Origin of the sequence: Corynebacterium sp. ES2794-CONJ1 (assembly GCF_025660615.1) — a bacterium.
GTDB lineage: Bacteria > Actinomycetota > Actinomycetes > Mycobacteriales > Mycobacteriaceae > Corynebacterium.
In genome coordinates this window covers 82918-101846 of sequence record NZ_JAOTIM010000003.1, presented here as the reverse complement: position 1 = coordinate 101846, position 18929 = coordinate 82918, and the positions used below count along the sequence as shown (strand labels likewise).

Here is an 18929-nt window from a genome sequence, read left to right as displayed (position 1 = left end):
CGGGATCTTAACGATGGTGCCCTCTTAGAAGCGCGGAAGTAATCCTCCGTTGAGAGCCGCTGCAATCAGCCCACCGAGAGCAGCGATAATAGCTATCACAATTCCTACAATGGCCCCAACGCTAAGGCCGCTCTTTTCAGTAGGTTGCGAAGGGGCGGGAGAGTCAGGTTCGGCTGGACGTTGTGTCGTACTAGGCGCACTCGGTGCCTCAGGCTTTAACGGCGATTCTACGACCTCCCAGGTGTATGTAGCCTGGTTGGAGATGAGCTGACCCTGCTGAGCCGACACTTTCATGGTGTAGGTTCCAGGCTCGGTGAAGATCCAATGAACGTGGCTATGGGCTGGTTGAGTGATCAGATGAGAACCGGTCTCCAGCTTGAGCTGCCCACCGTTGAGTACCGGGCGAACATTTAAAAGTCCATCACCATTTGTTCCATCGGTTTTAAAAATATAGATCGAACCAGGACCACTGACTTCGAGAAAGTTGAAGTCGACAGGTAGCTTCTTGTTTTTCAAAGGGGCGTCCCAGCCAGGCCACAGTGTTTCTTGCCGTTGAGATTGTGGCAGATACGCGGCATTGGCTCCAACGGGATTAGTGGAAAACTTCTCAAATTTTTTGGCCTCTATCCAGGCTTTTTCGTTGACTTTAAAAACAACCTCATCGGCCTCACGGATAACACCGACGCCGGTCACGTCTTCTTTGACGTTGAGCTTGAGTTGATCCTTGTCCTGTTGGAGGTGCAGGAAGTCAACATGGCCTCGATCGAGAACGAGGGTCTCTGCATGAGCTACAGACATGGTAGACGTTCCCACGATGGCAGCGGTGCCCAGGGCGACGACGTGTTGGCGTAACATATTTTCTCCTTGTGAAAATGCTTCAAAAGCTTGGTGCCCAGTTCATTCCAGTTGAACCGAGGTGGGCATGACCCTAAGGGGTGCGACATGGCACCCCTTAGGGCAGTGGTGCCTCGCGCAATTTAACGATGCAGTATCGATCGAAGGAAATCGATGAGCCATTGCATCTGCAGGATTGCCAGAGCTGTGAGGGCAATCGTGGAGATGGCTGAAACAATTGGTATCCAGACTGGGGTGGGCTCCTGCTTTGGATCTTCAGGCTTTGGATCTTCAGGCTTTGGATCTTCAGGCTGCGGATCCTCTGGTTGCTGATCCCCAGGCTGCGTGTCCTCAGGGCTTTGTTCATCGTGAGATTGCTGGCTCAAAACTTTACAGGCTTCGTCGGCATTATGTCCCACCACAAAGGTCATTTCTTCGGGCTCAGAGGAAATGTTCGTGCCGTTGTTAAGTTCGCCCGTAAAATAGCTCTTGAGCGTGTATACGCCAGCTTTGCTAAACGCCCAGTTCATGTGCACGTGGGAAGCCGTGCTGATTTTTTCCTCGTAGTCTTTGGTCACTGAGTTGATCATGACCAAGGTGTTATCGCTGAGGGTGGCATCACGGTAGAGCCCAAACTGTGCTCCTTGAGGCAGTTTCGTGGGCTCTAGGTGCCACGTAATCCCATCGGAGAAGTCCTCCATATCGAGCTTCATGGTGTTGTAGCCAGGCCACAGAATACTGGTTTTATTGCCTAAGCTCTCGGGAAGGAGGTAGAACTTCTCACCCTGATCGAGGTACTGGGCATCGATGAAGTCGAGTCCCTGGTTATCAAACCGTTGCGTGCGTACCACGGAGGCGGCGGGCGACGCAACATTGATTACTGATTCGATGTCACGCTTGATGAAGTCGTCGGTCTCGATCCCCGTCTCGTCGTAGATCATGGCGCTCAGCTTCTCGCCTTCCCGATCCACCACCAAGTCGGTGTGCCCGCGGTCGAGCAGAATCTTGTCTTCACACCGATGAACTACCCGGGGTACTTCTGGGGTTTCAGCGGGAGCGTCGATAAGCGGTGTGGACACCATGGGAGGAGTAGCAATGGTTATCGAATCGCTTTCCAGATCTATTGGTGCTGTGGCAGTTACGTCGACAGCACTAACCGCAACTGCTGGGTGGGGGATGATCTTGATATGCGGCTGGCGATCTTGAAGATCACTATCGCTAAGAACAAGGGTGCCTACACCGTTTTCAACGAAGAAGGAGTATTCATCGCCGCCCTCACCAGCGCGGAACTTGACTACGCCGCGCGCCCTGGGGTCGCTTGCGGTGAGCGTAACGCGATAGTGATCGTCTTCAATAGGAGTAATGGCAATTGCCCAGGTGATATCTTCACGTGGCTCAAAATTGTTGAGATCAAGGTCTACAACGTCGTTGGCAACCGGAGCTAGAACTTTTTCATCAAACGATGATTCTTCGGTTTTAACGCCTCCCACCGTCGCGGGGATGACCTGGAATTCCTCATCAACCTCGCGGCTTAAGATAGGCGAGATCCAGCGTTGCCCAGCGTCCCCCTCGGGGACGAAAATAGCTTGAAGTTTGGAGGCTTCAGGCCCCATGAGCTCATTCCAGCTCGCCACACCGTCTACCACGTCTAGATCAGTGAGATGGTAGCCATCGATAAGCACAGTCAAGGTACCGCGCACCGAATCGTCTTTGGCGTCGAAACGAATGGTGTCGAGCTTGTCATCGCCGGCGCTACTCTCGGCATTGAGCTCGGTCGGGGCAATGCTCAGTGTATAAGCCGGGGCATGCGTTTGGGCAGGTGCGTTGGAGTAGCGGTCCTTCAGGCTGGCGCTCGCAGTATCCTTAGGAGCTTCGCCGCCTACTTGTACCACTATCGTGCTGAGCTTGGAGGAGAGCAGCTCCTTGTCAGTTTGGCGCGCTACGGTTCGGTAGGTGAGCTCATAGCGTCCAGGCTTGGTGAAAAGGGTGTAGTTATGGGTGTGCTCTCCGAAATCGAGCTTGCTCGAGCGAGGGCTCTGAGCGCTTGACCCGAGCAGTTGATTGAGACCAGCTGGGTAGTCCTCGTAGTAGTTAAACAGTTCCACGCGGCCTGGGCCTTTGACGCTCACGAGGTCGAGCATGGCCATTTGATTGAGGTACTGGTTGATTTTGAAGCTTTCATCTGACCCATAACCCCACCAAATCGGTGTTGCTGAACTGCGGATATTCGCTGGACTCGCGTAGTAGGTCGCTTCCCGCTTAAGTCCCATATGATCGAATAAATCATTATCAGGGGTGGTGAACTGATAGGTGGGTACATATCCACGGAATCCGCGCTCCCAGCCTTTACCGATCCAGATGACCGACTCGTCAAATTCGGCTGTCTTTCCGTCGGAGTATTCGGTGCGCAATTGGATAGATCCCGTTGCTTCATCGTAGAAGGTCTTTGGGGAATCGACATGGTGGCGCGTAATCACACGCTTGCCATCATCGGGGCTGGCAGTTGCTGTTGAGGGCACTATGAGCGCTGCACCGAGCATGGATAGCGAGGTTAGCGACGCTAAGAGCCTCTGAGCGGAAGGACGAAGGGACATGGGAGCCTTTCCATCAAGGGGTTCTTATTGAAAATAATGAAAACGAGTACCAATAGGCATCAGAATCCAAGAATAAACGAATAAGACTTTCAAACCAACTAAGCCACGCCCTATGTAATCAACACCACTCTGCTCATACGGAGAAAGAAAGGAGAGCACCTAGTTTGTACTATCCTTAAAAATCATGAGTTCAACCCACACCGCCACAGAAGCCGCCCGCCGTCGCACCTTTGCAGTCATCGCCCACCCCGATGCCGGTAAATCAACACTTACAGAAGCTCTCGCGCTTCACGCACACATCATTAACGAAGCCGGAGCCGTGCACGGTAAAGCAGGACGTAAGGCAACTGTTTCTGACTGGATGGAGATGGAAAAAGACCGCGGGATCTCGATCGCGTCATCGGCTCTGCAATTTGAATATGCGCCGGCGGGTCATGAGGGCGAGCCTTATATGATCAATCTCGTCGATACCCCAGGGCATGCCGACTTCTCCGAGGACACATATCGCGTCCTCACCGCGGTCGACGCAGCCGTGATGCTTATTGACGCTGCCAAAGGCCTCGAGCCGCAAACCCTCAAGCTTTTCAAGGTATGTAAAGCTCGTGGTCTCCCCATTATCACGGTGATCAATAAATGGGACCGCCCAGGCCGCAGCCCTCTGGAACTCGTCGATGAAATCGTTCAAGAGATCGGGCTACAACCCACTCCGCTTTATTGGCCCGTGGGAGAAGCAGGCGATTTTCGCGGACTCGCTCGCATCAATGATGAGGGTGAAGCAGAAAACTATATCCACTTTGTGCGAACCGCAGGCGGATCCACCATTGCCCCAGAGGAGCACTACGAGCCCGATGCCGCCCATACCCGTGAGGGCGCGGCATGGGACAATGCCACCGAAGAGGTAGAACTCCTCGCTGCTGATGGAGCCGTGCACGATCAAGAACTCTTTTTATCCTGCATGACTTCCCCTCTTATTTTTGCCTCCGCGATGTTGAATTTTGGTGTACACCAAATTCTCGATACCTTATGCACCCTCGCCCCCGCCCCCCAGGGAAGAGGCTCAGATGAGAAAGTATTAGCCGCCGCCACCGGCACCTTCGACGGTTTTCGCGAAGTAGGGTCGGAATTTTCTGGCGTAATCTTTAAGGTACAAGCCGGCATGGATAAAAATCACCGCGATTCACTAGCATTTATGCGAATCGTTTCAGGTGAATTCGAGCGCGGAATGCAGGTCACCCACGCTCAATCGGGGCGCAGCTTCTCCACAAAATACGCGCTCACTGTTTTCGGTCGCACCCGATCCACAGTGGAAAGCGCATTTCCTGGCGATATCGTAGGTATGGTCAATGCCGGTTCCCTCGCACCAGGCGATACCATCTACGCAGGACGAAAAGTGCAATTCCCACCCATGCCGCAATTCGCCCCCGAACATTTCCGCACCCTTCGCGCGAAGAGCTTGGGCAAATACAAGCAATTCCGCAAAGCGCTAGACCAACTCGCAGCCGAGGGGGTAGTGCAGATTTTGCGGAATGACGCCCGTGGCGATGCCGCCCCCGTCATGGCGGCGGTAGGTCCCATGCAGTTCGAAGTCATGATGGCTCGAATGGAGAATGAATACAACGTAGAAACCCAAGCTGACCCTATCCCCTACTCCGTAGCACGGCGCACCACCGAAGAGACCGCCCCAGAATTAGCCAAACAGCGCGGAGTTGAGATTTTCACGCGCACCGATGGCGAGCTCGTCGCTCTCTTTGGGGATAAGTGGAAACTTGCCTTTATCGAAAAAGAGCACCCCGAGTTTGAACTCTTCCCCATGGTCGCAGATTAGGTTAAGAACTTCCGACACCTCAACTGTCGCCGCAGCCCACGAGGCTCTCGAGATCTCACCATTTTCAAACGCCTCTCGTGGGGAATAGGTGAATCCTGATCACCGGACTGTAAAGCTATATTCGAAGAGTTCAAACTGATACCTAGGGGCATATGCGATCATATAGCGTGAGCCTTGGCCTACTGAGTGCAATGAAGTTCAGTATCTAGCGGCTGGCAGGGCCCCATAAACAACAGCCGGGCACCACTAACCGTTTCCTATATTGATTATGTGAGGGAGGCATCCAGTGATGCGTGCTGAGTCGGGCCACTTTTGCTCCTGAGCATTACGTCACTGTGCTAGCTTTACGCGATCTACTATCCCCTGAGCACCCCTCGACTCCTAGCAATAGTGCTGAACACGAGATGATACTAAGTGTCGAGGGCAAAAGCTCTCAATCCCGAGAATAGGAAATCCGCACCTTCGTGACAAAGGTGCGGATTAAACCACTGCTAGTTGAGGAAATACTCAACGACAAAAACCTGGCCTCTGCGCGCCGATGTAGCTACCCCAAATCCTCGCCCATCTGGATAATAGTTTGGGGAGTTTTTCAGCCACTTCGCCCGCTCGCGAGCTTGTTGCGGGGTATAGCGGTAAATATTTCCGGTGCCTTCACGCAGATGACTGCCGCCGCGTCCAGCATTGCCGTGGAATACCACTCGTCCGCGTGCAGCCTCATCAGCCCAAGCAGCAGCTATGCTATACGCCCGTTGATCAGGGGTATGCCCCATCTTTGCAAGGTGCTTTTCTGTGGCAGATTGCAAAGCAGCCCGCTCGTGAGTAGTGCGAGCGAGGGTGTCATCAGGACGCAACTCAGCAGGAACTGGGATCCTCAACTGATCGGCCACGTCGAGCAATTCCTTGGGCAGCACAAATTCGGAGCTTCCGCCTATCGCTGCTAAGTCTGAGCTACTCGGTGCAGGCTGGGCAGCTGCCTGAGGAGCTAATCCCATGACACAGGCAAGAGAGGTGGCGAGAGCGATATGGCGAATCTTTTTCATAGATCTATGGTGGCATAGTTCCGCATATTTTTACATCCCCGCGCCCGAAATTTACCGAACCGTTATGAGATGAACTCTGTGCTACCAACCACTTAAAGATGAAAGCTGCCCATAAGGATCAGAGCGATTCCAACAGTATAACCGGCAATCTGCGAAGCCAAACGCGGTCGTTCACGCATTGCCTGGAACAGGACCGCTGCACGCGAAGTTGGCCGAGATCGGATAGACACCATCATGAGAGCCGATAACGTCGGTAGTGACAGAGCAATACTGGCGTAAACAATCATTCCCAGATAACGGGTCATCCAAGAAAAATCGCCGGCGCTTAAGACTGCAATACCCGCAAAAAAAGGAACCGATGTAACAGATTGGGCGAGCCCAATAAATAGTCCCATAATTAGGGTACGAAAGCTGGGGGTATGCAAAGGTGGCAGGAACTTTGCGACCATCGCCTGGGAGTCCCCGCCGCGAGCCGTCATCACAATACTTAATATGCCCACAAAGATAAGCAACCAACCAAATATGGGCGAAGAAACCGCTTTCCGTACGACGTCGCCTAATTGGTCAAAAATAAACATCGTACTTAATGCAAGTAAAAAAACTCCCAACCAGTCACCAACAATGAGGACCCCCACCACGTGGCGATAACGGGAGCGCTCAGGCAGCATAATCCCCAATGCAACCACAATGCCGATGAGGAGGACGTTAAGCGAATCGAGGAATGCATAGGTTACAGCATGAAGCATTAAATACTGCCTTTATTTTTTGTGGGCTTCCTTTTGGTGTCCCTGACAGTCTAACGGGCATCCCTATTTTACGAGAGCCCCTCCGATAGAAAATGGGTTAGCAAGCTCGCATTTGATAGGCTGATAGCAATCTTTGTTGACTCTTCTGAAGGATTTCCGATATGAAAATTATTCCCCTCATTTGCGGGCTCGCCACCATAACCGCCCTTGCTGCCTGCGCTTCCGACGAAGACCACACAACAGCCGATTCAGGCACCAGCGTTGGCAGCGATGGTATTACCGTAGCCAAGCTCTACGACTATGTCCTCCCCTTGGGTGCAACGGAGATCGAGGATAAAACTGCCGCAGAGGGAACTTACTTCTGGGATGCCTACTACCCCGAGATGTCCACGGAAGCGCTCGCGACTTATATTTATTCCAACCCACCGCGCAAAGAGCTGGATATGACCCTTGTCTACGACCAACCGCTCAACGACGAATCCGAGACCCACGAGTGGTGCTGGCATACTCCCGCCAATGGCGAGGGAGTTTTTGAAAAAGTCATGATCTTCAACGTGTCTACTTACGAGGGTAAAACGCTCTTCTCAGCAGCTGCTGGAAGCGACACCATTGGTTGCGTTCAGCCTACAGGTTCCTAAAAGTCCTCTACGCTAAGATAAATAGCGGTATGTCCAGATTACAAGCTAGGTAACGCTGGTTACCTAGCTTGAAGTAATTCACCCTAGAGGAACCTCATTGTCTACCCACCTGCAACCACCTCGAACCCTCGATGACGTACGTTCAGATGGTTATTTCTCTGCTCTGCGCCGCGATTATGCCCTGCGGACCTGCTTGGGTACGTCCCCTAAGGTTGCTTATATGCGCACTGAATCCGGCTATGCGATTGACCTTATTGGGGCTGACCGGGCATTGAAGCTTAAGGGCCGAATTATCGGCTCACTCAACGCTGATCGGACTCATATTACATGGCTGGTTCCCCACCCCGATTTCGATTTTCTCTTCGCTCCCGCTTCAGATGAGCTCATCCAGGCGGCCCGGACGATTTTTGGACCAGGTTTGCTCTATCTAGCACCGCAGGATGACGGGACAACGGATCTCGTGCTAGCCGAAGATGCCGACTGGGGCGGTTTCTTGCCATCTATCGATGAAACACTCGCCCTTGGTTTGCGCTCCCTGCCACATTCCATAGATCTACAGCGAGCGCTGCTGTCTTTCGCGGCCTTCGAAAATATCAGGATTCGCGCCGACGATGATGTGATTGTCTTCGAAAACGGATCGCGCGTCAATCTAAGCTCGGGAACTTTAGAGTCGACGAACTCACTCAGCATCGCCGACGTTGTGGCAGATTCCTTCTACTTCAGTGTGGAACATCAACTCTTCTTCCACGGCGCATTTCCCCAGGCCAGAGTAACCTATGACGAGCAAACCCATCAGGCTCAGGTCAAGTTTCGCGGCAATTCCATTAATGCCCACGGGATCGTAGCTGGCTTCCTCAGTGGGGATACCTTCAGCTTCGCCCACTCCAGCGAAGCTGAGCTGCTACCGGTACGAGCCTTCGCGACAAAATACGCTATTCCTGAACTACTCCAACCTACTTCTATTGCTCGTGCCCAGGAACTAGGTCTTGTCCATGCTGTGAAGCGCATTGTAGGTCACTGGACTCACGTCTTTATTCCCGTGAATGAGTGCACCACTGCTCTCGTGCTTATCGACGCTCCCGCCTTCCATTTACCTCCCTATACTCCGGAGGCTGCGGCGGCCGCTCGATCCACACGTCTCCCGAGCGGCGTCGATAAGCAACGAGCAGAATTCGCCTACCGTCAACTACGACAATTCTAGTGCGGCTTTAATCGCATCCTTGTCCACATTATCGATGTGAGCAGGGCAGAACGAAGCATCGCGAGTTTTGTCCACGAGCACTGCTCGGACCCCCTCGGCAAAATCTGGGTGCTGGCGCTGATAGGCCCCCAGCCTCTCTTCTAAACGAAGTTCTTCCTCTATAGTGCTGGCTTCTTGGCTGCGAGTTAAGAGCTCGAGGGCGGCAATCATGGAGGTAGGACTTGCCACCTTGGTGAGGGTATCGAAACGCTCAGCGAGCTCGGGATAGGCAGTAAGTCGTCGTTCGATATCGGGCCATTCGGCCGCCGAAAAGACCTCCTCGATGGCCTCCGCAAATCTCGCAAGCTCCGATTCACCCTTCACTGGTCGAGCATAGCGATCAAGCGCTTGATCAATACCGTGGGCAATGATCGCAGAGCGCACACCTTCCATATCTGCGTGTTCGACATAATGGGTTGCAAAACCTGACCATAGAAGATCAGCTGGCCCCAGATGCCAGCCGCTGAGGAGCATAAATCGCGCGAGGGCTGGCGATGCGAAGCCTCGCTGCCCCACCATTCGTTGTGCCATATAGGCAACACCCACATCTGGGATGAACCCGATCGCCATTTCGGGCATCGCCGCAAGAGCATTTTCACTTATGATGCGGTGACTACCATGCACCGAAATACCCAAGCCGCCGCCCATGGCTACACCATCAATCAGCGCGATATACGGTTTAGTGCAGTGATGAATCTGAGCGTTCATGGCGTACTCAGCACGGAAAAATTCGTCGGCGCGCTCGGGATCGCCAGCAATAATATACTCTCGGGCGAGGCGCACATCACCGCCGGCGCAGAAAGCTTTGGAATTAGAATAAATCAGTATTTGGTCAATATCGGGATCGGCTTCCCAGATGCTCATATGCTTCGAGATAATAGTGACCATCTCGAGATTCAGAGAGTTAAGAGCCTGGGGGCGGTTAAGCTCGACAATACCGGTGCGATTTTCAACATAGGCACGAATCACGCTATCTGTCATAGGCTAAGTGTGACATATTAAAATGTGCTCCGCTAGCTAGCATCTTGTAAGGTAGCGTGGGCATTGCATGAACTTATCGAGAAAGGCACGCCGAGATAATGGGTAATCAGGATCCGCAGTACAAACTAGTCGTATGCGATATGGACGGCACATTATTAGATAGCGAACACCATATACCTGAGGGGTTTTGGGCTCTTCTTGATCGACTAACTTCGCAGTCCGTCGCCTTCGCTCCAGCCTCAGGCCGTCAGCTGTATACGCTGCTTAATCAGTTCGAGCAGGCATCCTACCCGGTTTCGGTCATCGCCGAGAATGGCACAATGGTCTACCACGAAGGTGAGATCATCTCAACGACAACGATCGCCCCTGAGGATGCCCACCGCATTATTGACATTGTTGACGCTCACCCAGAGATCGATTGGGGCCTTGCCCTGTGCCGCACAGATGGGGCATTTGTTTCACGCACCGACGAGGACTTCCTAGCTGAAGGTACCCGGTACTACGCCCGCCTCACCCATATCGAAGACCTTCATCAGGCAGTCAACGATGATGTTGTAAAGCTTGCCCTCTACAGCTTCGAGGACGTTGAAGATCGCGCCCATGACCTTTTTTCCGCGCTTCCTGATCACCTCGCTGTTGCAGTCTCCGGCAAGCATTGGATTGATGTCATGAATAAGTCTGCTAATAAAGGCAAAGCTTTGCGCGAGCTTGCAGACGCTATGGGCATCGATATATCCCAAACTTTAGCTTTTGGAGATTATCTCAACGACTACGAACTTATCGAGGCCGCTGGGACCTCCTATGTCATGGACAACGGTCATCAAAAATTGAAGGATATTGCCGACCATATAGCCCCTCCCAATAGCGAGCACGGAGTGCTCACTGTTTTAGACGAGCTATTTCCAGATTCCGATAAATAGGTTTTGCTAGTTATATGAGCAGCTAGCGCGGCCAGGTTTCATGTTATTCCTCCAAGCGTTTGGCTACATCTGGAACATAACGGAACTCTTCCCGCGGAGGGCGCTGATAGTCATACGACGATTCAGGCCTCTCGGGTATCTCCGGTAATTCCTGTTTAATATGCTCATACGGGACAGCCGAGAGAATATGGTTGATCACATTGATCCGGGAGCGCTTCTTATCCTCACTCTCAACCGTGTACCACGGTGCTACCACAATATCGGTGTGGATAAACATCTCATCTTTAGCGCGGGAATAGTCCTCCCAACGTGTAATAGATTTGAGGTCAATAGGCGAGAGTTTCCATCGGCGCAGTGGATCGTTACGGCGGGACTTAAAGCGCTCAATTTGTTCTTCATTCGATACCGAGAACCAGTATTTGAGCAAAATGATGCCATCTTCCGTTAACAGGCGCTCAAATATTGGCGCTTGATGGAGAAATTTCCGGTATTCCTCGGTTGTACAAAATCCCATGACGCGCTCGACGCCCGCCCGGTTGTACCAGGATCGGTCAAAAATAACGATTTCGCCGGCGGTGGGGAGTTTCTCCACATAGCGCTGAAAATACCACTGTCCCTGTTCTCTCGAGTTGGGAGCAGGAAGCGCTTCAATCCTGCACGAACGTGGGTTGAGATATTGGGTGATGCGCTTAATTGCCGACCCCTTGCCTGCGGCGTCGCGGCCCTCCATAATAATGACCACGCGGGCCCCTGTAGCTACCACCCACTGCTGCATCTCCACGAGCTCGGCTTGTAGCCGCTTCAGCTCTGCTTGGTAGGTCTTCTTATTCAGTTTCCGCGGTTTTTTCTCTTCTTTGTTGGACATACCTCCAATTTACCCGCTTCGGCGTGTTTACGTCGCTATACGTGCAGTTGCTGATCTCAAATAAGATGCCGAATAAAGTCTTAAAACGAAGGCTAATGTCAACGAGGTCGAAGTTTTAAAGGCATTCGAATATATAACTTAGGAGTAGTATTATCTTCGCTATGCCCGTAAAGAAGACTGGACCAAAGCCTAAATTCAATGAATCTGACCTAGTACGTATTGCTCTCAAACGTGGAGTGGATAAATTCACCCTTGCCGATATAGCTCGAGAACTAGGAGTTTCCAGTCCATCGCTATACCGCCTCGTTCAAACACGCAACGATATAGTGCATCTATGTTTAGAACACGGACTATCGCAACTGACCTTGCCGAAGGACGAGATGGGTTGGCAGGATGCCTTACGCTTTCTGGTTAAGCAATTATGGGATCTTTTTGAGCGTTATCCTGGTTTCGAGAAGGCCATGTTAGAAACTCCAGCAGCTCATGTGCATGCCCTCGACTACTACAGGGATATCTCAGGCTATCTCGTTGCAAAGGGTTTCCCCGTTGATTACGCCAACGTAGATTTTCTCATCACCATGTTAGGTGAGCTAACAGTCACCGGCCATATCGCCCACTCCACCCTGCAAAGGGTTCATGAGGGTGGCGAAACAGGACTCAATGAAGCCCGTGAGCGTATTTCTGGAATCTCTGATCAAGCTTTCAGCCCTCTCGAAAGCTGGATGGACGCTGGCAAGCTCGGCCAATATGTCGAGCGCATTATCCAAGCTGTCGAAGATCAGATTGAGCTCGAAAGGCTTCGTGCCCAACTGTCATAGCTCGAGCTGCTCTCCTCGCTCCATCCATTCCATTTCCAGGCCCTCAATATCCTCACGGATCACGCGGGCCTTCTCCCCTAATGTCATCAGTTCACTGACGTTATGAGCGGCGGCGGCCATCTGAGCATCAAGCTCGGTGAGCTGTTCGCGAAGTTTTTCCACCCTACGCTCGAGAGCTTTCATCTCCTTCTCAACGCGCCTTTTTAAAGCTGGGTCGATCTGCGGCTGCGGCTGATGCACCTGAGCTTCTCCCTGTTGAATGAGCCCAGAAGGAGTATCAGCTAGTATTTCCTGCCGTCGTTGTAAGTATTGCTCGATCCCACCAGGAAGGTTACTCAAGGTGCCATCACCATAAAGGGCCCATGTGGAATCAGCGATACGCTCGATAAGATATCGATCGTGCGAGACCACGACAAGAGTTCCTGCCCAGTTATCCAGAAGAGATTCCAATTCCTGCAAGGTATCAATATCAAGGTCGTTGGTGGGCTCATCCAAGAGCAGCACATTCGGCTCAGCCATGAGCACTCTGGTTAGCTGCAAACGTCGGCGTTCCCCACCGGATAGGTCGCCCACTGGTGTACGCTGGCGCTTCGCGCTAAAGCCAAGACGTTCGGCTAGTTGAGACGCGCTGAGCTCCTTAGTACCTAGCTGTACATAGCTTGCCACTTCTTCCACGGCATCAAGGAGTCGAATATGTGGATCCAAATCGTCGAGTTCCTGACGCAGCCATCCTATGCGCACGGTTCGCCCTTCAATACGACGTCCAGCACTGAGTGGATAAGCACCAGCGAGCACTCTTAACAGCGTGGTCTTACCGGAACCATTGATGCCTACGAGGCCAATTCTCTCGCCGGGCCCTAAACGCCAGGTGAGATCTTCAACAAGAACTCGATGGTCCTGAGTTTCGATACGGGCATTTTCCAGCTCAATGACAACCTTGCCCTGGCGTTTCTTTGAAAAAGCCATGAGCTCCACGCTGTCGCGCGGTGAAGGGACATCAGCGATGAGCGCCTCGGCGTTCTCAATGCGATAACGAGGCTTTGAGGTGCGTGCGGGCGCTCCTCGACGCAACCACGCTAACTCCTTGCGGGCTAGGTTTTTACGGCGTTGCTCTACGGCATCGGCCTGGCGTGACCGTTCCGCGCGGGCAAAAATCCAATCGTTATAGCCACCGTCGTAGATGTCGACGTGACCATCGTGGACTTCCCAGGTCTTGGTCGCGACAGTATCGAGAAACCACCGGTCGTGGGTGACTACTACAACCGCGATTTTGCGGGCAACAATATGAGCAGCCAGCCACTGGACACCCTCAATGTCAAGGTGGTTGGTGGGCTCGTCGAGAACGACCACATCGAGTTCTTTAACGAGGGCTGCCGCTAAATTTACACGGCGTCGCTCCCCACCCGACAGCTCCCCCACTTTAGTGTCCAGCCCGAGCCGTGCAACCCCTAAACCATTAAGCACTTCACGTACTCGCGCATCACCAGCCCATTCAAAGGTGGCTAGTCCCAACGGACGCAACACGATATCGGCTATGGTGGCCTGTGGATCAAGCTCAGCGCGTTGAGTAACTACCGCCATCCTCAGGTCCGTAGTATGACTTACTCGCCCGGAATCTGGAGGCTCGATCCCCGTGAGAACCTCTAACAGAGTAGTCTTTCCCCCACCATTTAGTCCCACTACGCCAATGCGATCTCCGGACTGCACACCTAAGCTCACCTCATCGAGAAGGGTTTTTAAGCCGAATGACTTCGAGACTTCTGCCAGATTGATGAGATTAGCCATGATGTATCCGTTCAATATATGCCCCGCGAGCTGGACCGGAAGCGATAGCAGTGCGGGCTAGGGGTGAGAGCGCACGGGCGATAGCGCGTGCGCTCTCTTCATGAGGACTGAGGAAAGCACACGTCGGCCCCGAGCCGGAAATTATGCCCCGAAGAGCTCCGGCGGATTGACCCGCGGCGAGAATATCTGCAAGTGCTGGTTGAAGTTTTAAGGCGGCGGGTTGCAAATCATTGCACATAGCTTCCGCCAATGCATCCGCGTCACCGAGTCGAAGCGCAGCTTCTGCCCGCGAGGAGTCCATATGGGAAATACGATCCATAGAATCCAGGGTACGAAAAACCTCAGGTGTGGATAAGCCGGTATCCGAAAAAACAAGAGCAAAGTGGAATTTACCTTTGGACTCACAAGGCCGGAGCTCATCACCTCTTCCTTGACCAAGAGCTACACCACCGAGGATAGTAAATGGGATATCAGCACCCAGCTGGGCACCTAAGGATAACAGTTCTGCCTGACTGAGGCGACCGCCCAGCATGTGGTTAGTGGCCACCATGGCTGCGGCGGCATCGGCACTCCCACCGGCCATTCCACCAGCTGTCGGAATACCTTTCTCAATAGTAATCTTGAGACCCTGTGTTTTACCGAGGCGCCCATAGCGCTGCAGCACCAGTTCGGCTCCCCGCCACGCGAGGTTACGAGCGTTGGTTGGCACCCCGGTCTCCGCGCAATCAAGAGTGGTGACCCCAACCCCCGTGGTGGCCTCGACGGTAATGGTATCGCTGAGATCGAGAGCCATGAAAACTGTAGAAAGCTCATGGTAGCCATCGTCTCGTATGGGCCCCACCCCTAAATGGATATTCACTTTGCCTTGGGCTTTGGCAGTTACTTTCGATATTTTAGGAACCTTCGGCACTTTAGATGTCGCTCCCCCCGGCGTGAGCCAAGCGAATAAAATCATTTATGCCAAGCTTTTCACCGCGAATAGCAGGATCAATTCCTGCACGTCTGAGAGCATTTTCGGCCTGGGCTGCCGATCCATAGAATCCTGATAATGCCGCGCGCATGGTTTTGCGGCGCTGGAGGAAAGCAGCATCAATAAGTGGAAATGCCTGCTGCCTCAGAGAAAGATCATAGGGACGAGTGCAATCGATACGAACCAAGCCGGAATCTATTTTCGGTGCGGGCCAAAAGACGGTTTTACCGATGGAGCCGGCTCTTTTTACATCTCCATAAAAGGCAGCTTTGACGCTCGGGACACCGTAAACCTTACTGCCGGGTTTTGCCGCTAGCCTATCGGCAACTTCTGCTTGCACCATCACCAAAACTCGTTGGATTGAAGGAAAAGTTTTGAGCATATGCAAGATTACTGGCACCGAAACATTATATGGAAGGTTAGCAACCAGAGCCGTGGGGTTCGAGAGATCAGTCGAACTTATCCGCAACGCATCCGCTCCCATCAAGGAAAAACGAGAGGCGAAATCTGGGGCGTAATCAGCTATCGTCTGCGGTAATTGACGAGCCAAGTTTTGATCAATCTCGATAGCTGTCAGATGCTGCGCCTGGTCGATTAAGCCGAGGGTCAAAGAGCCTAGGCCGGGCCCCACTTCGACGACGTGCTCTGAAACACCTTCGTCATTGAGTCCAGCTGCATGAACGATCATGCGCACTGTATTGGGGTCGAGAAGAAAATTTTGACCCAGCTTTTTTGTCGGGCTCACCCCCAGATGGTCCGCCAGCTGACGAATTTCCTGGGGGCCTAGAAGTCGAGGCGGTTCGAGGGTCTCCATAGCAGATAAATGTACCCTTTTAGAGAATATTTCTCTAAAAGGGTACCGCCCTTATTTCTTCCACGCAGGGTTGTGATCAAAGGCGAAGCGGTAATAGTCCGCATGCTCGAGAAGTGATGCCGCCTCTTCGTCAACGATCACGGTAGCGTGATTGTGCAATTGCAGTACTGAGGCCGGGCATACGGATGCGAGCGGTCCTTCTACAAAATCTCGTACTGCCTGAGCCTTATTGGTCCCCGTGGCAAGTAACAGCAGATGTCGGGCTTCGGAGATAGTGCCCAGTCCTTGGGTGAGAACATGGATAGGAACCTCATCCTCGGATTCAAAGAAGCGAGCGTTATCCTTGATCGTTTGCGGATGCAAAGTTTTCAGACGAGTGCGAGAACGCAGGGAGGAACCTGGCTCGTTGAACCCAATATGTCCATCGGTTCCAATTCCAAGAAGCTGAATATCTACGCCACCGGCCTCTTTGATAGCGGCATCGTAGGCTTTCCCAGCCTCAGTGACATCTGGGGCTGTCCCATCGGGACTCTTCACCGCGGTGTCATCGATATCTATATGGGAGGTAAATTCGTTCCGAATGGTGGCATAGTAGCTCTGCTCATGTGTGCGAGGTAGTCCCACATATTCATCGAGGAGGAAGGCTCGGCATTGCGCGAAGCTTAACCCTTCTTCGCGATGACGACGGATGAGCTCACGATACATCGCCAGCGGGGTGGAACCAGTCGCTAGTCCCAACGTTGCCCCTTCGGTGGCATAGCCTTCGTAGACATCGGCTGCGCGCAGTGCCACTTGGTGGGCATCAGGCATAATGATAATTTCCATAATTACTAACTCCTTTTTTTAGTATGACAATTCTTTACCCAAGCGATAAACGCTCTGGATTGATAGATCCTCATCCATAATCACGAAATTGGCATCGCGGCCCATCTCTAGCTCGCCCGAGTTAAGCTGCAATAATGCAGCAGCATTTTGAGACACGAGGGGAACCATGTCGTCTAAGGTCCACCCTTTGGCGGTGTGCCGACGCAGTTGTTGGTGGATGGTGGACGTACCCCCGGCGATCGCTCCGCCGTGGGTGAGACGAGCGACTCCGTCGCTGACTGTCACCGGGAGTGCTCCTAGCACGTAGTCTCCGTCGCCCAAGCCAGCGGCAGCCATAGCATCGGTTATGAACATAGTATTATGAGGCGAACCATTGCGCACCATATTGACTATATGGTCATTAAGGTGAACACCATCGGCAACGACCTCTACTGTCACCAGGCCCTGCTCAGCGGCGTCGATAAGCGCGGTTGCTGCTCCTGGTTCACGGTGATGGATAGCTGGCATAGCGTTAAAAAGGTGCGTCGCAGTCACAGTCGCCCGCTTGCTGAGGGCATAATCAACAATCTCCCAAGTGGTATCGGCATCAGCGTTCGTATGCCCGAGGGAGACAATGATATTGTGGGCAACACACACATCGACAAGTTCCTTAGCATGAGCAGTTTCTGGGGCGAAGGTGACAGAGCGCATGGTGCCCTCGCTGCTGCTAGCAATCCGATTAAACATCTCTGGATCTCCGGGCATAATGGCATCAGGATCCTGAGCGCCACATTTACCTGGATTGACGAAGGGGCCCTCCATATGAATTCCGGCTATTTCACCCTCGTGAGTTAGTTGCGCAAGAATTTTTGTTTGCTCGGTCAGGATCTCCTCAGTTGCAGAAACTAGAGAGGCGAGCATCGACGTAGTGCCGTGCATAGCGTGGTAGCGTGCAGCTTTGCGACACCCAGCAAGGTCGGAGTTAGGGAAAGACTCCCCTGCCCCGCCGTGGTTATGGATATCAGTAAAGCCAGGGAAGAGAATGGGCAGCGAATCTGGATCCTCGTCGAGAACCCTCAGAGCCGAGATTGCACCGTCCGTTACCTCCATCTCCATGGGGGTGATTCCCTCACGATTAACGACACGTCCGCGGAAAATATCAGCCATTACGTATTGTCCTTTGTTCGAGCAAGATATGCGGCGCCCACGAGTGGTGCGTTAGTACCGAGAGTCGCCTGAATGCACGGAATATCCTTAAGAGAAGAAATGAGACCTGAACGCAGACCTTTTTCGAAGGGCGCGAGGGTTTCCGGCAAGGTTCCTACTCCACCACCGAGAACTACGGCGTCGACATCATAAGAGTTGATAAAACCGGCAATCGCCTGCCCCACGCACTCCTGGCTTTTATCGATAAGTGCGCGCGCCTCCTTGACCCCTGCTCGGTAGTCCTGCATTACCGGGTGCAAAGAATCGGTGCCATAGGCTTGAGACATCGCTGGACCTGAACCAACGTGTTCAATCGGAGCGCAGCCTCCCTGTGGAGTGGGTCCCAGGAGATAAGCGATTTCTCCCCGATTGAAGTGGGGGGAATCAATCAATTCGCCCCGACTAATCAGAGCTCCCCCGATGCCAGTGCCAATGGAGACAAAGAGAACTTCTTTGTCTGCACCGATGCCATAGACGGCTTCTCCCAATCCCATGACGCGCACGTCGTTATGAAGAGCGATGGGAAGCTGAAACTCTTCGGTGATGCGTTCAGTAAGTTCGGTTCCGACCCAGCCTGGCATGGTGGGGCCCGCATATAGAATGCGGCCGTTCCCTACCACGCCTGGGGCTCCGATTCCGATGCGCTTTGGCACCAGACCAGCTTCTTTGGCCTGCTCTCGGCTTTCTTGAATGGCGGCTATTACTTCGCGTAAGACTACCTGGCCACCCTCTTGAGCCAAGGTTGGACGAACGCTGCGAAAGAGCACTTCTTTAGGCTTGTCATCGAGGACAATTCCCGTGGCAATTTTGGTGCCACCGATATCGACGGCAATGCTGACCATACTTTAT

17 protein-coding genes are annotated in these 18929 nt (G+C 52.9%); 5 read left to right on the top strand and 12 right to left on the bottom strand.

Features of this window, described 5'->3' with window-relative positions; genetic code table 11:
* Positions 1-24 precede the first annotated feature (24 nt).
* Together N7326_RS04660 and N7326_RS04655 are read right to left on the bottom strand one after the other, a co-directional pair.
* Positions 25-855 carry a choice-of-anchor M domain-containing protein gene (locus tag N7326_RS04660; protein WP_259078270.1) on the bottom strand — a complete coding sequence of 277 codons (831 nt, stop codon included), beginning with the start codon at positions 853-855 and terminating at the stop codon, positions 25-27.
* A gap of 122 nt (positions 856-977) precedes the next feature.
* Positions 978-3428 carry a choice-of-anchor M domain-containing protein gene (locus N7326_RS04655; RefSeq protein WP_263088245.1) on the bottom strand — a complete coding sequence of 817 codons (2451 nt, stop codon included), beginning with the start codon at positions 3426-3428 and terminating at the stop codon, positions 978-980.
* 184 nt (positions 3429-3612) lie between these two features.
* On the opposite strand from N7326_RS04655, the gene N7326_RS04650 reads away from it, so the two are divergent.
* Complete coding sequence (locus N7326_RS04650) at positions 3613-5253, top strand: peptide chain release factor 3 (protein WP_259078273.1); 1641 nt, start codon at positions 3613-3615, stop codon at positions 5251-5253.
* 491 nt (positions 5254-5744) lie between these two features.
* On the opposite strand, the gene N7326_RS04645 is transcribed toward N7326_RS04650, so the two are convergent.
* Complete coding sequence (locus tag N7326_RS04645) at positions 5745-6293, bottom strand: hypothetical protein (RefSeq protein ID WP_259078274.1); 549 nt, start codon at positions 6291-6293, stop codon at positions 5745-5747.
* A gap of 92 nt (positions 6294-6385) precedes the next feature.
* Entirely contained in the window at positions 6386-7039 is a 654-nt protein-coding gene (locus N7326_RS04640; protein WP_259289427.1) for a hypothetical protein, read from the bottom strand.
* Positions 7040-7200: 161 nt separating this feature from the next.
* On the opposite strand from N7326_RS04640, the gene N7326_RS04635 reads away from it, so the two are divergent.
* Together N7326_RS04635 and N7326_RS04630 are read left to right on the top strand one after the other, a co-directional pair.
* Positions 7201-7677 carry a hypothetical protein gene (locus N7326_RS04635; RefSeq protein WP_259078277.1) on the top strand — a complete coding sequence of 159 codons (477 nt, stop codon included), beginning with the start codon at positions 7201-7203 and terminating at the stop codon, positions 7675-7677.
* A 97-nt stretch (positions 7678-7774) separates the two neighbouring features.
* On the top strand, positions 7775-8878 hold the full coding sequence (locus N7326_RS04630; protein WP_259078279.1) for a DUF6882 domain-containing protein: 1104 nt from the start codon (positions 7775-7777) through the stop codon (positions 8876-8878).
* Here the strand turns inward: N7326_RS04630 and N7326_RS04625 are convergent.
* Entirely contained in the window at positions 8864-9898 is a 1035-nt protein-coding gene (locus N7326_RS04625) for a 3-hydroxyisobutyryl-CoA hydrolase (RefSeq protein ID WP_259158259.1), read from the bottom strand. The genes N7326_RS04630 and N7326_RS04625 overlap by 15 nt on opposite strands.
* A 98-nt stretch (positions 9899-9996) precedes the next feature.
* Between N7326_RS04625 and N7326_RS04620 the strand changes: the two genes are divergently transcribed.
* Positions 9997-10818: an HAD family hydrolase gene (locus N7326_RS04620; protein ID WP_259078282.1), complete on the top strand. Its 822-nt coding sequence runs from the start codon at positions 9997-9999 to the stop codon at positions 10816-10818.
* Positions 10819-10861: 43 nt separating this feature from the next.
* On the opposite strand, the gene ppk2 is transcribed toward N7326_RS04620, so the two are convergent.
* Entirely contained in the window at positions 10862-11683 is an 822-nt protein-coding gene (gene ppk2 / locus N7326_RS04615; RefSeq protein ID WP_259078284.1) for a polyphosphate kinase 2, read from the bottom strand.
* Between the two features lie 161 nt (positions 11684-11844).
* On the opposite strand from ppk2, the gene N7326_RS04610 reads away from it, so the two are divergent.
* On the top strand, positions 11845-12501 hold the full coding sequence (locus tag N7326_RS04610; RefSeq protein WP_259158257.1) for a TetR/AcrR family transcriptional regulator: 657 nt from the start codon (positions 11845-11847) through the stop codon (positions 12499-12501).
* Here the strand turns inward: N7326_RS04610 and N7326_RS04605 are convergent.
* The 6 genes from N7326_RS04605 to N7326_RS04580 are packed head-to-tail and all read right to left on the bottom strand — an operon-like array spanning position 12496 to position 18922.
* Positions 12496-14286, bottom strand: coding sequence for an ABC-F family ATP-binding cassette domain-containing protein (locus N7326_RS04605; RefSeq protein WP_259078293.1), 1791 nt, complete (start codon positions 14284-14286; stop codon positions 12496-12498). The two genes, N7326_RS04610 and N7326_RS04605, sit on opposite strands and share 6 nt — an antisense overlap.
* Positions 14279-15196, bottom strand: coding sequence for a 4-(cytidine 5'-diphospho)-2-C-methyl-D-erythritol kinase (locus N7326_RS04600; RefSeq protein WP_396124748.1), 918 nt, complete (start codon positions 15194-15196; stop codon positions 14279-14281). The genes N7326_RS04605 and N7326_RS04600 overlap by 8 nt, the downstream gene beginning before the upstream one ends.
* 1 nt (position 15197) lies before the next feature.
* The gene (rsmA, locus tag N7326_RS04595; protein WP_259158251.1) at positions 15198-16070 is read right to left on the bottom strand and encodes a 16S rRNA (adenine(1518)-N(6)/adenine(1519)-N(6))-dimethyltransferase RsmA; all 873 of its coding nucleotides are present in this window, start codon (positions 16068-16070) and stop codon (positions 15198-15200) included.
* A gap of 51 nt (positions 16071-16121) precedes the next feature.
* Entirely contained in the window at positions 16122-16895 is a 774-nt protein-coding gene (gene nagB, locus N7326_RS04590) for a glucosamine-6-phosphate deaminase (RefSeq protein WP_259078299.1), read from the bottom strand.
* A gap of 18 nt (positions 16896-16913) precedes the next feature.
* A complete protein-coding gene (locus N7326_RS04585; RefSeq protein WP_259158250.1) occupies positions 16914-18041 on the bottom strand; it encodes an N-acetylglucosamine-6-phosphate deacetylase in 1128 nt (375 codons plus the stop codon).
* Positions 18041-18922 (bottom strand): ROK family protein, encoded by an 882-nt coding sequence (locus N7326_RS04580; RefSeq protein ID WP_263088244.1) that lies wholly within the window; start codon positions 18920-18922, stop codon positions 18041-18043. The genes N7326_RS04585 and N7326_RS04580 overlap by 1 nt, the downstream gene beginning before the upstream one ends.
* Between the last annotated feature and the right edge of the window lie 7 nt (positions 18923-18929).

Bases quoted from the DNA above. Each gene is read 5' to 3' on its own strand.
- N7326_RS04625 (WP_259158259.1), bottom strand. From the start codon at position 9,898: ATGACAGATAGCGTGATTCGTGCCTATGTTGAAAATCGCACCGGTATT.
- ppk2 (WP_259078284.1), bottom strand. From the start codon at position 11,683: ATGTCCAACAAAGAAGAGAAAAAACCGCGGAAACTGAATAAGAAGACC.
- rsmA (WP_259158251.1), bottom strand. From the start codon at position 16,070: ATGGAGACCCTCGAACCGCCTCGACTTCTAGGCCCCCAGGAAATTCGT.
- N7326_RS04610 (WP_259158257.1), top strand. From the start codon at position 11,845: ATGCCCGTAAAGAAGACTGGACCAAAGCCTAAATTCAATGAATCTGAC.
- nagB (WP_259078299.1), bottom strand. From the start codon at position 16,895: ATGGAAATTATCATTATGCCTGATGCCCACCAAGTGGCACTGCGCGCA.
- N7326_RS04620 (WP_259078282.1), top strand. From the start codon at position 9,997: ATGGGTAATCAGGATCCGCAGTACAAACTAGTCGTATGCGATATGGAC.
- N7326_RS04650 (WP_259078273.1), top strand. From the start codon at position 3,613: ATGAGTTCAACCCACACCGCCACAGAAGCCGCCCGCCGTCGCACCTTT.
- N7326_RS04580 (WP_263088244.1), bottom strand. From the start codon at position 18,922: ATGGTCAGCATTGCCGTCGATATCGGTGGCACCAAAATTGCCACGGGA.
- N7326_RS04645 (WP_259078274.1), bottom strand. From the start codon at position 6,293: ATGAAAAAGATTCGCCATATCGCTCTCGCCACCTCTCTTGCCTGTGTC.
- N7326_RS04640 (WP_259289427.1), bottom strand. From the start codon at position 7,039: ATGCTTCATGCTGTAACCTATGCATTCCTCGATTCGCTTAACGTCCTC.
- N7326_RS04635 (WP_259078277.1), top strand. From the start codon at position 7,201: ATGAAAATTATTCCCCTCATTTGCGGGCTCGCCACCATAACCGCCCTT.
- N7326_RS04605 (WP_259078293.1), bottom strand. From the start codon at position 14,286: ATGGCTAATCTCATCAATCTGGCAGAAGTCTCGAAGTCATTCGGCTTA.
- N7326_RS04655 (WP_263088245.1), bottom strand. From the start codon at position 3,428: ATGTCCCTTCGTCCTTCCGCTCAGAGGCTCTTAGCGTCGCTAACCTCG.
- N7326_RS04660 (WP_259078270.1), bottom strand. From the start codon at position 855: ATGTTACGCCAACACGTCGTCGCCCTGGGCACCGCTGCCATCGTGGGA.
- N7326_RS04585 (WP_259158250.1), bottom strand. From the start codon at position 18,041: ATGGCTGATATTTTCCGCGGACGTGTCGTTAATCGTGAGGGAATCACC.